The sequence below is a fragment of the Cupriavidus oxalaticus genome (assembly GCF_004768545.1).
GTDB classification, from domain to species: Bacteria; Pseudomonadota; Gammaproteobacteria; order Burkholderiales; family Burkholderiaceae; genus Cupriavidus; species Cupriavidus oxalaticus_A.
Genome location: NZ_CP038635.1, coordinates 1,198,013 through 1,212,622 on the forward strand (window position 1 = coordinate 1,198,013; position 14,610 = coordinate 1,212,622).

Annotated in this window: 9 protein-coding genes and 4 pseudogenes; 4 read left to right on the forward strand and 9 right to left on the reverse strand. The window is 68.2% G+C overall.

Annotated features, from left to right (window positions below; translation table 11 throughout):
• Nucleotides 1-40: 40 nt before the first annotated feature.
• Nucleotides 41-811, reverse strand: a complete 771-nt coding sequence (locus E0W60_RS16390) for a ferredoxin--NADP reductase (protein WP_029049770.1) — start codon at nt 809-811, stop codon at nt 41-43.
• A 199-nt stretch (nt 812-1,010) separates the two neighbouring features.
• On the opposite strand from E0W60_RS16390, the gene E0W60_RS37530 reads away from it, so the two are divergent.
• Nucleotides 1,011-1,433, forward strand: a complete 423-nt coding sequence (locus E0W60_RS37530) for a hypothetical protein (protein ID WP_240745946.1) — start codon at nt 1,011-1,013, stop codon at nt 1,431-1,433.
• 103 nt (nt 1,434-1,536) lie between these two features.
• Nucleotides 1,537-5,046: a pyruvate carboxylase gene (locus tag E0W60_RS16400; protein WP_135704962.1), complete on the forward strand. Its 3,510-nt coding sequence runs from the start codon at nt 1,537-1,539 to the stop codon at nt 5,044-5,046.
• A 27-nt stretch (nt 5,047-5,073) separates the two neighbouring features.
• Here the strand turns inward: E0W60_RS16400 and E0W60_RS16405 are convergent, their stop codons facing one another.
• Nucleotides 5,074-5,955, reverse strand: a complete 882-nt coding sequence (locus tag E0W60_RS16405) for a LysR family transcriptional regulator (RefSeq protein WP_133097487.1) — start codon at nt 5,953-5,955, stop codon at nt 5,074-5,076.
• Nucleotides 5,956-6,133: 178 nt separating this feature from the next.
• On the opposite strand from E0W60_RS16405, the gene E0W60_RS16410 reads away from it, so the two are divergent.
• Together E0W60_RS16410 and E0W60_RS16415 are read left to right on the forward strand one after the other, a co-directional pair.
• Nucleotides 6,134-6,568, forward strand: a complete 435-nt coding sequence (locus E0W60_RS16410; RefSeq protein ID WP_133097486.1) for a VOC family protein — start codon at nt 6,134-6,136, stop codon at nt 6,566-6,568.
• Between the two features lie 198 nt (nt 6,569-6,766).
• Nucleotides 6,767-7,024: pseudogene (locus tag E0W60_RS16415) on the forward strand (pirin family protein); the annotation flags it as partial.
• A 39-nt stretch (nt 7,025-7,063) separates the two neighbouring features.
• On the opposite strand, the gene E0W60_RS16420 reads toward E0W60_RS16415, so the two are convergent.
• The 7 genes and pseudogenes from E0W60_RS16420 to E0W60_RS16455 form a co-directional block, all read right to left on the reverse strand.
• Entirely contained in the window at nt 7,064-7,888 is an 825-nt protein-coding gene (locus E0W60_RS16420; protein ID WP_135704963.1) for an SDR family NAD(P)-dependent oxidoreductase, read from the reverse strand.
• Nucleotides 7,889-7,927: 39 nt separating this feature from the next.
• Entirely contained in the window at nt 7,928-8,356 is a 429-nt protein-coding gene (locus tag E0W60_RS16425) for a MaoC family dehydratase (protein ID WP_133097484.1), read from the reverse strand.
• A gap of 13 nt (nt 8,357-8,369) precedes the next feature.
• Entirely contained in the window at nt 8,370-8,810 is a 441-nt protein-coding gene (locus tag E0W60_RS16430) for a MaoC family dehydratase N-terminal domain-containing protein (protein ID WP_135704964.1), read from the reverse strand.
• A gap of 26 nt (nt 8,811-8,836) precedes the next feature.
• Nucleotides 8,837-9,568 (reverse strand): annotated as a pseudogene (locus E0W60_RS16435) (thiolase C-terminal domain-containing protein); the annotation flags it as partial.
• Between the two features lies 1 nt (nt 9,569).
• A pseudogene (locus E0W60_RS16440) lies at nt 9,570-10,130 on the reverse strand (acyl-CoA dehydrogenase family protein); the annotation flags it as partial.
• A 257-nt stretch (nt 10,131-10,387) separates the two neighbouring features.
• Nucleotides 10,388-13,231, reverse strand: a complete 2,844-nt coding sequence (locus E0W60_RS16445) for a LuxR C-terminal-related transcriptional regulator (RefSeq protein WP_135704965.1) — start codon at nt 13,229-13,231, stop codon at nt 10,388-10,390.
• A 368-nt stretch (nt 13,232-13,599) separates the two neighbouring features.
• Nucleotides 13,600-14,430: pseudogene (locus E0W60_RS16455) on the reverse strand (CaiB/BaiF CoA transferase family protein); the annotation flags it as partial.
• Nucleotides 14,431-14,610: the final 180 nt, after the last annotated feature.

The window sequence follows — 14,610 nt, forward strand, 5'->3', positions numbered from 1 at the left end:
ACCCGCAGGCAGCAGGCCTGCGCCTGCGAAGTGCCGGCGCTTAGCCGACGAAGGCCTTCTCGAGCACGAAGTGGCCGGGCTCGCTCATATTGCCTTCCTCGAAGCCGCGCTCTTCCAGCATGACGCGGATTTCCTTGAGCATGTCGGGGCTGCCGCACAGCATCAGGCGGTCGTTCTCGGTCGAGAACGGGGGCACGCCCAGGCGCTCGAACAGTTCGCCCGACTCGATCAGCTCGGTGATGCGGCCGCGCGTGTGGAAGTCTTCGCGCGTGACGGTGGGGAAATAAACCAGCTTTTCGCGCACCATCTCGCCCAGGTACTCGTGCTCGGGCAGGTGCTCGTTCAGCAGTTGCTGGTAGGCCAGTTCATCGACATAGCGGCAGGTGTGGGTCAGCACGATCTTGTCGTAGCGGGCATACACCTCGGGATCGCGGATGATCGACAGGAACGGGGCCAGGCCGGTGCCGGTGGCCAGCAGCCACAGGGTCTTGCCGGGCAGCAGGTTTTCGACCAGCAGCGTGCCGGTGGGCTTCTTGCCGACAAAAATCTGGTCGCCTTCGCGCAGGTGTTGCAGGCGCGACGTCAGGGGGCCATCCGGCACCTTGATGCTGAAGAATTCCAGGGTTTCTTCATAGTTGGCGCTGGCGATGCTGTAGGCACGCAGCAGCGGGCGGCCATTGACTTCCAGGCCGACCATGGCGAACTGGCCGTTTTCGAAGCGGAAACCCGGGTCGCGCGTGCAGGTGAAGCTGAACAGCGTGTCGGTCCAGTGGTGAACGGAGAGGATGGATTGCTGGTAGAGGTTGCTCATCGGAGGAAACGCCAAGGCCCGCGGGCAAGCCGCCGGGGAGGATGGTGACCGGACATGTGCGCCTGTCGGCAGTTACCGGCAAAGGCGGCGGATCACGGGAACGCAATGATCCACTTCGACGCGTATTGTAAAACGGCAGCGGCCGGCGTGCCCGGGCCACGTCGACGGGACCCCGCCCGGGATAGGGTTATGCGCAGTGATGAAATCCGGGGTTTCAATTCTGAAACCCGTATGCCGGGTTTGCGGCGCGAAATCCTCGCAAATCAACCAAATCCGGTATGGCCCGCTTTTTGCGCTCCGAGACCCGCCGCACGTCCAGCCGTCGTGCCGGCAAAGCTGCCGTGACCCGACGATCGCATTGCGTTGCAGGGCAGGCGCCCTTGGTCTTGAACAGGAATGCACCGCGATGTACTACGGAACGAATGCAGCCGGCGCAGCTGGCGCAGAAAGCCGCGCGCTTGCCGCAGATGACAGCCAGCCACGTGCCGGCCGCCACCACGACGATCGTTGCGGCGGCAAGCCGGCGCCACAGCGTACCAACTGGGCCTGGGCGGCCGTGGCCAGGCATGACGACTGGATGGATTCACACAGCCCGTTTGCGCAGTTTGCGCATTTCGACTAGCCGCCGCCCACGGCACCTGCCGTGGCGCGGTCCCTTCGAATGACCCGAGCCGCCGTGCTGCCTGCGCGGCGTTTCGGTTGCCCTCAGTTTCCTTGTGCGTGCCATGAACTACGCTCCCATCAAATCGCTGCTGATTGCCAACCGTTCCGAGATCGCGATCCGCGTCATGCGGGCCGCCGCCGAGATGAATATCCGGACCGTGGCGATCTACTCCAAGGAAGACCGCCTCGCCCTCCATCGCTTCAAGGCCGACGAGAGCTACCTGGTCGGCGAGGGCAAGAAGCCGCTGGCGGCCTATCTCGATATCGAAGACATCCTGCGCATCGCGCGCCATGCGAAGGTCGATGCGATCCATCCGGGCTATGGCTTCCTGTCGGAGAATCCGGACTTCGCGCAGGCCGTGATCGATGCCGGCATCCGCTGGATCGGCCCGTCGCCCGAGGTCATGCGCCGCCTCGGCAACAAGGTGGCCGCGCGCAATGCGGCGATCGAGGCGGGCGTGCCGGTGATGCCGGCCACCGACCCGCTGCCGCACGACCTGGAGGCCTGTAAGCGCCTGGCCGCGGGCATCGGCTATCCGCTGATGCTCAAGGCCAGCTGGGGCGGCGGCGGGCGCGGCATGCGCATCCTGGAGAGCGAGCAGGACCTGGAAGGCTCGCTGGCCGCGGCGCGGCGCGAGGCGCTGGCCGCGTTCGGCAACGACGAGGTCTATGTCGAGAAGCTGGTGCGCAACGCGCGCCACGTCGAAGTGCAGGCGCTCGGCGACACGCATGGCAACCTGGTGCACCTGTACGAGCGCGACTGTACCGTGCAGCGCCGCAACCAGAAGGTGGTGGAGCGCGCGCCCGCGCCGTACCTTGACGATGCCGGCCGTGCCGAGCTGTGCGAGGCGGCGATGCGGCTGATGCGCGCGGTCGGGTATTCCCATGCCGGCACGGTCGAGTTCCTGATGGACGCCGATTCCGGCCAGTTCTATTTCATCGAAGTCAATCCGCGCATCCAGGTCGAGCACACGGTCACCGAGATGGTCACCGGCGTCGATATCGTCAAGGCGCAGATCCGGATCACGGAAGGCGGCTATCTCGGCATGACCGAGAACACGCGCAACGAGAACGGCGACATCGTCGTGCGCGCCGCGGGCGTGCCGGTCCAGCAGGATATCCATCTGAACGGCCACGCGCTGCAGTGCCGGATCACGACCGAGGATCCCGAGAACGGCTTCCTGCCAGACTACGGCCGTCTCACCGCGTATCGCAGCGCCGCCGGCTTCGGCGTGCGGCTGGATGCCGGCACCGCCTATGGTGGCGCGGTAATTACGCCGTACTACGACTCGCTGCTGGTCAAGGTCACTACCTGGGCGCCGACCGCGCCCGAGTCGATCCGCCGCATGGACCGCGCGCTGCGCGAGTTCCGCATCCGCGGCGTGGCCTCCAACCTACAGTTCCTGGAGAACGTCATCAACCATCCGGCGTTCCGCGCCGGCGACGTCACCACGCGCTTTATCGACAAGACGCCGGAGCTGCTTGAATTCACCAAGCGCCTGGACCGTGCCACCAAGCTGCTGCGCTATCTCGGCGAGATCTGCGTCAACGGGCACCCGGAAATGGCCGGCCGCACGCTGCCGCCGTTGCCGCTGCCGGCAGCGGTGCTGCCCGCGGTCGACAACAGCAAGCCGCTGCCGTACGGCACGCGCGACCGCCTGCGCGAGCTTGGCGCCGAGAAGTTCTCGCGCTGGATGCTCGAGCAGAAGCAGGTGCTGCTGACCGACACCACTATGCGCGACGCGCACCAGTCGCTCTTTGCCACGCGCATGCGCACCGCCGACATGCTGCCGATCGCGCCGTTCTATGCACGCGAGCTGTCGCAGCTGTTCTCGCTGGAGTGCTGGGGCGGCGCGACCTTCGACGTGGCGCTGCGCTTCCTCAAGGAAGACCCGTGGCAGCGCCTGGAGCAATTGCGCGAGCGCGTGCCCAACGTGCTGTTCCAGATGCTGCTGCGCGGCTCCAATGCCGTCGGCTATACCAACTATGCGGACAACGTGGTGCGCTTCTTCGTGCGCCAGGCCGCCAGCGCCGGCGTGGACGTGTTCCGCGTGTTCGACTCGCTCAACTGGGTGCGCAATATGCGCGTGGCGATCGATGCGGTGGGCGAAAGCGGCGCGCTGTGCGAAGGCGCGATCTGCTATACCGGCGACCTGTTCGACAAGTCGCGCGCCAAGTACGACCTGAAGTACTACGTCGGTATCGCGCGCGAGCTGCAGCAGGCCGGCGTGCATGTGCTGGGCATCAAGGACATGGCGGGCATCTGCCGTCCGCAGGCGGCGGCCGCGCTGGTCAAGGCGCTCAAGGAAGAGACCGGGCTGCCGGTGCATTTCCATACGCACGACACCAGCGGCATCTCGGCAGCGTCGGCGCTGGCGGCGATCGAGGCCGGCTGCGATGCGGTGGACGGCGCGCTCGACGCCATGAGCGGGCTGACCTCGCAGCCCAACCTGTCGAGCATCGCCGCGGCGCTGGCCGGCAGCGAGCGCGATCCGGGCCTGAGCCTGGAGCGCCTGCACGAAGCCTCGATGTACTGGGAAGGGGTGCGCCGCTACTACGCGCCGTTCGAATCCGAGATCCGCGCCGGCACCGCCGACGTGTACCGGCACGAGATGCCCGGCGGCCAGTACACCAACCTGCGCGAGCAGGCGCGCTCGCTCGGCATCGAGCATCGCTGGACCGAGGTGTCGCAGGCATACGCCGAGGTCAACCAGATGTTCGGCGATATCGTCAAGGTGACGCCGACCTCCAAGGTGGTCGGCGACCTGGCCCTGATGATGGTGGCCAATGACATGAGCGCCGCGGACGTGTGCGACCCGGGCAAGGAAATCGCTTTCCCCGAGTCGGTGGTGTCGCTGTTTAAGGGCGAGCTGGGCTTCCCGCCCGACGGCTTTCCCGCGGGACTGTCGCGCAAGGTGCTGCGCGGCGAACCGCCCGCTCCGTACCGGCCCGGCGACCAGATTCCGCCGGTCAACCTCGATGCCGCGCGTGCCGCCGCGGAAGCGGCCTGCGAGGAGCCGCTCGACGACCGCCAGCTGGCGTCTTATCTGATGTACCCGAAGCAGGCGGTGGACTACCACGCGCATGTGCGCAACTACAGCGACACCTCGGTGGTGCCGACGCCGGCATTCCTGTACGGCCTGCAGCCGCAGGAAGAAGTGGCCATCGACATCGCCGCGGGCAAGACGCTGCTGGTCTCGCTGCAGGGCACGCATCCCGATGCGGAGGAAGGCCGCATCAAGGTCCAGTTCGAGCTGAACGGGCAATCGCGCACGGCGCTGGTCGAGCAGCGCATCACCACGCAGGCGGCATCCGCGCGCCAGAGCCGTCCGGTGGCCGAGCCCGACAATCCGCTGCATATCGCCGCGCCGATGCCGGGTTCGATCGTGACCGTGGCCGTGCAACCGGGGCAGCGCGTGGCCGCGGGCACGACGCTGCTGGCGCTGGAGGCGATGAAGATGGAAACCCATATCGCCGCCGACCGCGACTGCGAGATCGCCGTGGTGCATGTGAAGCAGGGCGACCGGGTGGCGGCGAAGGACCTGCTGATCGAGCTGAAGCCGGCGCAGTGACGTGGCTGGCGCCGCGGCAGCGCGGCGTCAGGGCAGCGCCCGCGCCATGCTCTGCGCAGCCTGCGCGATGCGTTGCGCCAGCAGCGTGGCCGCCGCCTGGCGGCTATGGTGCGGACGCTCCACCAGCCCGATCTCGCGATGGAAGGTGTCATCGCCGAGGCTGAGCGCCGCCACGCCTTTCGGCCATGCCGTCGTGCCGGTGATCGGCACCAGCGCGACGCCAAGGCCGCGCTGCACCAGCTGCGCGATGCCCTGCAAGTCGTCCAGTTCGATCGCGTCCCTGACCGGGATACGCGCACGGCGCAGGAACTGGTCGACCACGCGCCCGCCAAACGAGCCGCGGTCATAGCGGATAAACGGCTCGCTCTCCAGCAACTCGCGCCATGGCCGCTTGCCTTGGGCGCGAGGGACCAGCAGCACGAACGGTTCGGCCAGCAGCGTGCGCCACTGCAGGTCGGAAGGCAACGCGAACGGCGGCCTGATCATCACCGCGATATCGATTTCGCCCGAATCGACCTGGCCCAGCAGGTTCAGCGACACGCCCGGCACCAGCTTGATTCGGTATCCCGGCATCTCATGCCGGAAGCTGGCCAGCGCATCGGCAAGGAACGAGACATGGACCGATGCGATGGCGCCGATGCGGACCAGCCCGGTGCGCGGGCTGCCCGCATGGCGGCCGAGCCTGGCATACACGGCCATCAGTTCTTCGGCAACCGCCAGCGTTTCGCGGCCATCGGCATTGAGCACGGCCGCGCGGCCCGTGCGATCGAACAGTGCAAAGCCCAGTTCCTGTTCCAGCCGCTGGATCTGTGCGCTGACCGCCGATTGCGTCAGCCCGATATGGGCGGCCGCGTTGGCAAAGGTGCCGTAGCGGACCACCGCGAGGAAAGTCTGAAGTTCGCGCAGCATCGCGATAGATCGAAATAATTGTTGCTCAGGGCAAAAATATATCGCTTTTCATGGTGAATGGCGATGCTTAGACTAAGCGGACGATGGCGGTTGCAGGCCCTGGTTGCAGGCCCTGGTTACAGGCCTCAAGAGCCGCCGCCAGATTTATTCCCCACTAGGCTTCACTCAGCCCGAGCCCATGACTACTACCGCCCCCCGCATTCCTCCCTTCCATCTCGCCTTTCCCGTGCGCGACCTTGCCGAGGCGCGCGCATTCTATGGCGGGCTGCTCGGCTGCCCGGAAGGGCGCAGCTCGCCTGACTGGATCGATTTCAACTTCTTCGGCCACCAGATCGTGGCGCACCTGGCGCCGGAGGAAGTCGGCCACAGCAAGACCAGCGCGGTCGATGGCGACCAGGTGCCGGTGCGGCACTTCGGCGCGGTGCTGTCGATTCCCGAATGGGAGGCGATGGCAGAAAGGCTGCGGGCGGCAGGCGTCGAGTTCATCATCGAACCCCACATCCGCTTCAAGGGCGAGCCTGGCGAACAGGCCACCATGTTCTTCCTGGACCCGTCGGGTAATGCGCTGGAGATCAAGGCCTTCGCTGACCTGTCGTCGTTGTTCGCCAAGTAGGGCGGAGACCATCAGCCGCTGAATGTGCGCCCTGCTTGCACAAGCGCATCGTTCCAGCGGCAGGACACTGCGATGCGCCGGCGCTGTCTACCGCAGCTGGCACGCGACACCTATGATCGATCCATCAACTGGCGCCGGCCGCCTCGGCAGGATCCCGCGCATCGCGGGCTGTCCCGGCCGGCACTTCCGGAGATCGACATGAAGCGCATCCTGGGTGTCTACAGCGCACCGCGTTCGCACTGGACCGGAGACGGCTTTCCGGTGCGTTCGATGTTCTCTTACCAGAGCCATGGCAGGCAGCTCAGCCCGTTCCTGCTGCTGGACTACGCCGGCCCGGCGGACTTTACGCCGACGCAGGCGCCACGCGGCGTGGGCCAGCATCCGCACCGGGGCTTCGAGACGGTGACGATCGTCTACAAGGGCGAAGTAGCCCGCGCGGGTAAGAAGAGAAAAGGGCCCCGCGGGGCCCTGGCGGGAACTGCGATGTCGGGCAACTTACTGCACGTTGCCCGCGACCGCGATCACCTGGCCGGTGATGTAGTTCGAATCCGGCGAGCAGAACAGGTACACGCCGCCTGCCGCCTCCTCCGGCGTGCCGCCGCGGCCGAGCGGGTTGCGCTGGGCATGCGACTTGAGCATTTCAGGGTTCAGGCCGACGCGGATCTCGCGGCCTTCGATGTTGACCGTGGCACCGGCATGCGCGTCGGCCGAGGTCATGCGGGTGTGGATCAGGCCGAAGGCCACCGCATTCACGTTGACGTTGAAGCGGCCCCATTCGCGCGCCATCGCACGGGTCATGCCGATCACGCCAGCCTTGGCGCCGGAGTAGTTGATCTGGCCGGCGTTGCCGTTCAGGCCGGATGTCGACGAGATATTGACAATCTTGCGGTACACCTCGCGGCCGGCTTCCTTGTCGGCTGCGGCAAGCGCCTTGATATGCGGGTAGGCGGCGCGCAGGATGCGGAACGGCGCGGTCATGTGGCAATCCAGGATGGCGTACCACTGCTCGTCGCTCATCTTCTGCACCACGTCGTCCCAGGTGAAGCCGGCGTTGTTGACGATGATGTCGATGCTCTGGAAGCTGCTCATCGCCGTGTTGATGAAGCGGTCGGCAAAATCCGGCGCGGTCACGTTGCCCACGCACGCCACCGCCTCAACGCCCATCGCCTTCAGCTCCTCCACCGTCTGCTGCGCCGGTTCGGCGTCGAGGTCGTTGATGACCAGGCGCGCGCCCTCGCGTGCCAGGCGCCTGGCGATCGCATTGCCGATGCCGCGGCCCGAACCGGTGACCAGTGCCACCTTGCCTTCAAGTGCTCCCATTGCTGACTCCTTAGTGCTCGATCTCGTGCTCGATTGGATTTACAGGGCGACGACGGCGTCGCCGAGGATCTTGGTTTCGCCGTACTGGTTGGCGGTCTGGATTTCCAGCTTGATGCGCCGCTCTTTGCCATCCGGACCATCCACTTCCAGCTTTTCCACCACGCGGCCGCTGCAGGTGATGCGATGGCCCAGGTGCGTGATGCCGACGAAGCGCACGCCGAACTGGCGCAGCTGGCGCTGGTCGACCCACTGCGTCAGCAGGCGGCCGAGGTAGGCCATCGACAGCATGCCGTGCGCGAACACGTCGGGCATGCCGGCCTTGCGCGCGTAGTCGATGTCGATGTGGATGGCGTTGTGGTCGTTCGACGCGCCGGCGAACAGTGCCAGCGTGGTGCGGTTGACCGGTTCCAGCGTCAGCGGTGGCAGCGTGTCGCCCACCTTGACCTGGTCGAAGCTCAGTTTGCTCATGTGGGGTCTCCGTTCAGCCGTTGCGTTGCACCAGCACGCTGCGCAGGTCGGCTACGTGCTCGCCGTCCTGGTTGCTTACGCGTGTTTCGCGCACCACGAACTCCAGCGCGCCGTTTTTCTTGTCGTAGATGTCGGCGATAGTGGTCTTGAAATGCAGCGTGTCGCCCGCGTACGCCATGCGGTGGTAAGCAAAGGACTGCTCGCCATGCAGGATGCGCGACGGCACGATGCCGACCTCGTCCCGCCACGCATTGGACGGCTGCGACAGCTCGAGCGAGAACAGGAAGGTAGGCGGCAGCGGCAGGCCGGGATGGCCGGCGTCGCGCGCCGCCGCTTCATCGATATAGACCGGATCGGCCTGCCCGGTGGCCTTGGCGAAGAAGCGCAGCTGGCTCGCCGGCGCGGAGGTGCGGAAGTCCGCAATCACCTTGCCGATGTGTTTCTTGTCGATCATGGATAGTCTCCTGTGATTGCGCGCACTCAGGCGTGCTTCTGGTACAGGGTCACCACGCAGGCGCCGCCCAGCCCCAGGTTGTGCGTCAGCGCCAGCCGGGCGCCTTCCACCTGGCGCTTGTCGGCGGTGCCGCGCAGCTGCTTGACCATCTCGAAACACTGCGCCAGCCCGGTGGCGCCCAGCGGGTGTCCCTTGGACAGCAATCCGCCCGACGGGTTGACCACCCACTTGCCGCCGTAGGTGTTGTCGCCGTCGTTGACCAGCTGCTCGGCGCCGCCTGCCTCGCACAGGCCCAGGCCTTCGTAGGTCAGCAGTTCGTTCTGCGCGAAGCAGTCGTGCAGCTCGATCACGTCGATGTCCTGCGGGCCGACGCCGGCCTGCTCGTACACCTGCTGCGAACCCTCGCGGGTCATGTCAAAGCCGACCACGCGGATCATGTCGCGCGCGTCGTAGGTGCTGGGGCGGTCGGTGGTCAGGGACTGGCCGGCGATCAGCACATCGGTCTTCAGTCCCTTCCTGCGCGCGAATTCCTCCGACACCACGATGGCGGCCGCCGCGCCGCAGGTCGGCGGGCACGCCATCAGGCGCGTCAGCACGCCTTCCCACAGCGCCGGCGCGGCCAGCACTTCCTCGGTGCTCATGACGTTGCGGAACACGGCCAGCGGGTTGTGGGCGGCATGGCGGCTGGCCTTGGCGCGGATCTTCGCGAAGGTCTCGAGCCTGGTGCCGTACTTGTCCATGTGGGCCTTGCCTGCGCCTCACGATCAGGCTGACGCCGCGCGAGCCGGCGCCCGGGTCGGTCTTGCAGACCATGATGATCAGGTCGGCGTTCAGGCCGTTGGAGATGAAGGTCTTGCTGCCGTTGATGACGTATTCGTCGCCCTCGCGGATCGCGGTGGTGCGGATCGCCTTGAGGTCGCTGCCAGTGCCCGGTTCGGTCATGCCGATGGCCAGGATGTATTCGCCCGAGCAGACCTTGGGCAGCCAGCGCTGCTTCTGTTCCTCGTTGCCGATGCGGGCAATGTACGGCGCAATGATGTCGGAGTGCACGCCGAAGCCGGGGCCGCTGATGCCGGCGCGCGCCTGCTCTTCGTTGAAGATGGCGGAGTGCCCGAAGTCGCCGCCGCCGCCGCCGTATTCAGTCGGCAGCGTCACGCACAGCAGGCCCTCGCGGCCGGCCTTGAGCCAGGTTTCGCGGTCGACCTTGCCGGCCTTGTCCCACTCGGCCTGCCGGGGCAGGCATTCGCGCTCAAGGAAGCGGCGCACCGTGGTGCGGAACATCTCGTGGTCGTCGCGGAAGATCGTGCGTTGGATTTCCATGGAGGTCTCCGGATGTCAGCCGTGCGGTCCGCGGCCTGACAGGTTTTCTGGGAATGCGGTTCGGGCACAGGTCGCCGGCTGGTTGCGGGCCGGGCCACTGGCATGTCGCTAAGGTACTGGGGGGAGGGGGGACGCGAACACCACCCGCTTCAGGTGGTGGGTGGGCGCGGGTTGCCGCCCCGGAGGGTGGGGAGGAGGAGCGGTATCAGGCCCGTGCCGAGGGGCGGGAGAGTGCCCTCGGACGCGCCTGAGCGGTGTCAGCGCGCCCCGTCGGGCGGCTGGCCGCCCTGGCCGAGTTCGCGGTCGCGCACGCGCGCCACGGCCTCGTCGCGGCTGCTCACGCCGAGCTTGCGGAAGATGTTGCGCAGGTGCCATTTCACCGTCTCCGGCGACAGCCCCAGCGTGCGTGCGATCTTCTTGTTGGGCAGCGCCTGGCCGAGCAGGCGCACCACGTCGGCCTCGCGCTCGCTCAGTTCTTCTGTGCGGCCTTCTGCCAGTCCCGCGGAGGTTGCGCCGGCTGCCGCCGCGCCGGCCGGCGCCGGCTCCGGCACGGCCTGCTGCAGCCGCTCGATGTAGAACGCCAGCACCGGGTCGAGCCCGGGGGTGCCGGCGATGTCGTCAACCTGCCGCATCGAGCCGGGGGAGGCGTCGATCAGGCTGCGCATCAGCCCGAGCCGGTGCCCGCGGCGCAGGCCTTCGAGCGCATGTTCGTGCGCGGCGGCCGGATCGCCGCGGCGCGTGGCGACCACCGCGGCCAGCATGTGCAGCTGCGCCACGTGGCGCTGCCAGCCGCGCCCCTCGCAATAGGCGATCAGCGGTGCCAGCCGCATCCAGGCGGCGCGCAGATCGTCATGCGCCAGGCTGGCCATCACGTGGGCGCGCTCGGTCACCATGTGGATCGCGTCGAGGAAGCCGCGCGGCGCGGCGCGGTGGCGCACGGCAATGGCGTCGAGCCGCGCCAGCACCGCTTCGGCCGTGGCAAGGTCACCGCCGGCCAGGTGCAGGCGGACCTGGCTGGACAGGCTCTGGGCCACCAGCCGGTCCAGGCCCTGCTGCGTGCCGTAGTCCTCCAGCCGCTCCAGCTGGGCGAAGGCATCGAGCCGGTGGCCGATGATCCAGTGCGCCGCGGCCAGCACGGTATGCACGCGCAGCACGGAATCCGGGATCGATACGCGCTCCATCACGTCGACGCGGTCTTCGAGCAGCTTGCGCGCGGCGTCCAGGTCGTTGTGCTCGTACAGCACTTCGCCCAGCAGTGCGGCGGCAAAGTACTCCGGCTCGGCGCCCGCGCCGCCGTGCCCCACCAGTTCGACTTCGCGCAGCACGTCGCGGCTGATGCGCTCGACCTGCGTCACGTTGCCTTCCATCGCATGGCTGAAGCCGATCAGGCAGCGGCCATTGAGCATGCCGCTGGCGGTGCCCAGCAGCGGCACGCCGTCGACCAGCAGCGGCGGCGTTTCGGCGTGGATGGCGCGCGCGCGCTCGTAGTCGCCAAGGTGCATGTACAGCAGCGACAGCAGGTTATTGCGCGAGCCCAGGTAGAAGGGCGCGATGTCCGCCGGGGCGGCTTCGATTTCGGGCAGCAGTGCCAGCGCGCCGGCGGTGTCGTCGCGCAGCAGCACCAGGCTGAAGCGCAGCAGCGCCAGCCGGTAGCGCAGCGAGGCGTTGCCAGGCGCGGGGCCGATATCGGCTTCGAGCCGGTCGGCCCCGGCGGCACAGCCATCGAGGTCGCGCGTGAGCATCTGCATGCGCAGCGCCAGCAGCCGCAGCTCCGGGCGCGCCTGGATCTCATTGGCGGGCAGCAGGCGCAGCAGTCCAAGCGCCTTGCGCACTTCGCCGCGCGCCATCAGCGTGTCGGTATAGCGTTCCACCAGTTCGGCTGCGGTGCCGGCATCGCCGGCGAGCACGGCGTGGCGGACGGCCTCGGCCAGCATGCGGTGGTCGCGGAACCAGCGCCAGGCAGCGCCGTGGATGGCGCGCTGCTGCGCCTCGCTGCGCGCGCGGAAGCGTTCGGCCAGGGTCTCGCGCAGCAGCGGGTGCAGGCGGTACCAGGCTTCGCGTTCGGGGCCGGGCGTGGGGGTGATGAAAAGGTTTTCCTGCTCCAGCCGTGTCAGCAGGGCCAGCACCTCGTGCTCGCCCATCGCCTGTTCGCCCAGCGCCTGGCACAGCGATGCGGTAAAGCGCTCGCATGCGGCCGCGCGTACCAGCAGCTCGGCTTCGTCGGGTGCCAGCCGCGACAGGACTTCGCGCTCGAAATATTCGGCAAAGGCACCGGCGTCCTGCACGTTGGCCTGCACCAGGCCGCTGGCGAAGGTCACGCCGCTGGCGCTGGCCTTCTTGCGCTTCCAGTGCGCGGCGAATAGCTGCAGGCCGGCGACCCAGCCGTCGGCCAGCTCGTGCAGCAGGCGCGCATCGCGCGCGCTGATCTCGCCCAGCTGGGCCCGCAGGAAGTGCTGCGATTCGGCCAGCGTGAAGCGCAGGTCGCGCTGGTCCAGCTCCAGCAGCTGGCCCTGGTCGCGCAGGCGCCCGAGCGACAGCGGCAGCGCCGCGCGCGTGGCGAGCACCAAGTGGAAGTTGGGCGGGGCGTATTCGAGCAGCCATTGCAGCGGCTGCAGCACGCGCGCCGAGGCCAGGTGCTGCACGTCGTCCAGCACCAGCGTCACTTCGCGCGAATGCGCGCCGATGCCGCGCACCAGCGCCACGATGGCGCGCTCCACGGCTTCGTCGTCGGTGGCGCGCTCGGCCAGCAGCACGGCCTCGCGGGTGATGTCGGAACTGATTTCGGCCAGGCACGCGAGCACGCGGTCGAGCCAGCGCTGGCGCTCGTTGTCGGCGGGTTCCAGCGCCAGCGCGGCCCTGTCGAAGCCCAGCGCCAGCAGGTCCAGGCGCCAGGCGCTCAGCAGCGCGGTCTTGCCATAGCCGGCCGGCCCCTGCAGCACGATGCAGCGCCGCCGGCGCGCCTCGGTCAGCTGCGCCAGCAACCGTTCGCGCGCGACCACGCGCGCGGCGCTGCGCAGCGATGGCGGGCGGGATGGCGGCGAGGGCAGCGTGGTGGGCTGGCTGCCGGGTGGCGACGGAGGGTTGGCTGGCGAGTTGGGCATCGGAGCGGCGGGATAGGGCAGCCTGGGCAAGCCGATGCAAGTGGCGGCGCTGGCGGCTCGCAGGCGCCAGGGTGTCCAGCGCTGGCGGGGCAAGGGGCGGCTGTTGCTGCGATTGTATGGCAGAAGCCGCAGCCCGGCGATAGAGGTCTCGCGCCGCCAAGATGCCAGCCTGGTGGCGCGCAGCGCCCCAGGCCTATTCCGCTGCCTATTCCGCTGCCTATTCCGCTGCCTATTCCGCTGCCTATTCCGCTGCCTATTCCGCTGCCTATTCCGCTCTGCCTATTCCGCTGCCTATTCGGCGGTGGCGCCGCTGGTCTTGATCATGCGCGCGATCACCGGCTCGGTGGCGTCGAACTCGCGCCGGAACTCGGCCGGGCTGTTGCCGACCGCCTCCATGGCCAGTGCGTCCAGGCGAGCCCGAGACGTTGCAGCAGCTCGGCATAGAAGCGCTGCTCCACCGGGCCGATCGAAAAGTACTTGCCGTCGCGGGTCCGGTAGCTGTCGTACCACGGCGCGCCGCCGTCCAGCACGTTCGACTTGCGTGCCTCCTTCCATGTGCCCGAGGCCAGCATGCCCCAGAACACCGCGCCCAGCTGCGCCGCGCCTTCGGTCATGGCCGCGTCGACCACCTGGCCCTTGCCGCCGCGCTGCACGTTGAGCAGCGCCGCGACCACGCCCAGCGCCAGCAGCATGCCGCCGCCGCCGTAGTCGCCGACCAGGTTCAGCGGGGGCACCGGCGCTGCGCCAGCGCGTCCGATGCCCGACAGCACGCCGGACAGCGCCACGTAGTTGAGGTCGTGCCCGGCGCGGTCCGCCAGCGGGCCGGTCTGGCCCCAGCCGGTCATGCGCCCGTAGACCAGCTTCGGGTTGCGCGCGAGCGCGACCTCCGGCCCCAGGCCCAGGCGTTCCATGGTGCCGGGGCGGAACCCTTCGAGCACGACGTCGGCGCGCTCGACCAGCGCCAGCGCGGCGCGCTGCGCCTCGGGCTGCTTCAGGTCCGGCGTGACCGAGCGCCAGCCGCGGCCGGTGATGTCGATGCGGCGGGCGCCCCCGGCCTTCTTCGGGGCAAGGTCGGCGGGGGCCTCGGGGCGGTCGACGCGGATCACGTCGGCGCCCATGTCGGCCAGCAGCATTGCGCCGAACGGGCCCGGCCCGATGGCTTCGAATTCGAGTACGCGGATTCCGCTCAGTACGCCCATGTCGGCTCTCTCCTGTGGTGTGGCGGCGCGAGCGCGGCCCACGCCGGCGCGTTGCCGCCTGCCGGCAAGTAGAGCAAAGGACCGTTGCCGGCGGACCCACCCGTATCAGGTAGGAGGGCGAGATGCGCTTTTGCAGCGCACAAACGCACGCCTATATGTCCAGGCACGCAAGGCAGGCAC

What these genes read in the sequence shown, in the direction of transcription:
- E0W60_RS16390 (WP_029049770.1), bottom strand. Translation starts at nt 811, where the DNA reads ATGAGCAACCTCTACCAGCAATCCATCCTCTCCGTTCACCACTGGACC.
- E0W60_RS37530 (WP_240745946.1), top strand. Translation starts at nt 1,011, where the DNA reads ATGAAATCCGGGGTTTCAATTCTGAAACCCGTATGCCGGGTTTGCGGC.
- E0W60_RS16400 (WP_135704962.1), top strand. Translation starts at nt 1,537, where the DNA reads ATGAACTACGCTCCCATCAAATCGCTGCTGATTGCCAACCGTTCCGAG.
- E0W60_RS16405 (WP_133097487.1), bottom strand. Translation starts at nt 5,955, where the DNA reads ATGCTGCGCGAACTTCAGACTTTCCTCGCGGTGGTCCGCTACGGCACC.
- E0W60_RS16410 (WP_133097486.1), top strand. Translation starts at nt 6,134, where the DNA reads ATGACTACTACCGCCCCCCGCATTCCTCCCTTCCATCTCGCCTTTCCC.
- E0W60_RS16420 (WP_135704963.1), bottom strand. Translation starts at nt 7,888, where the DNA reads ATGGGAGCACTTGAAGGCAAGGTGGCACTGGTCACCGGTTCGGGCCGC.
- E0W60_RS16425 (WP_133097484.1), bottom strand. Translation starts at nt 8,356, where the DNA reads ATGAGCAAACTGAGCTTCGACCAGGTCAAGGTGGGCGACACGCTGCCA.
- E0W60_RS16430 (WP_135704964.1), bottom strand. Translation starts at nt 8,810, where the DNA reads ATGATCGACAAGAAACACATCGGCAAGGTGATTGCGGACTTCCGCACC.
- E0W60_RS16445 (WP_135704965.1), bottom strand. Translation starts at nt 13,231, where the DNA reads ATGCCCAACTCGCCAGCCAACCCTCCGTCGCCACCCGGCAGCCAGCCC.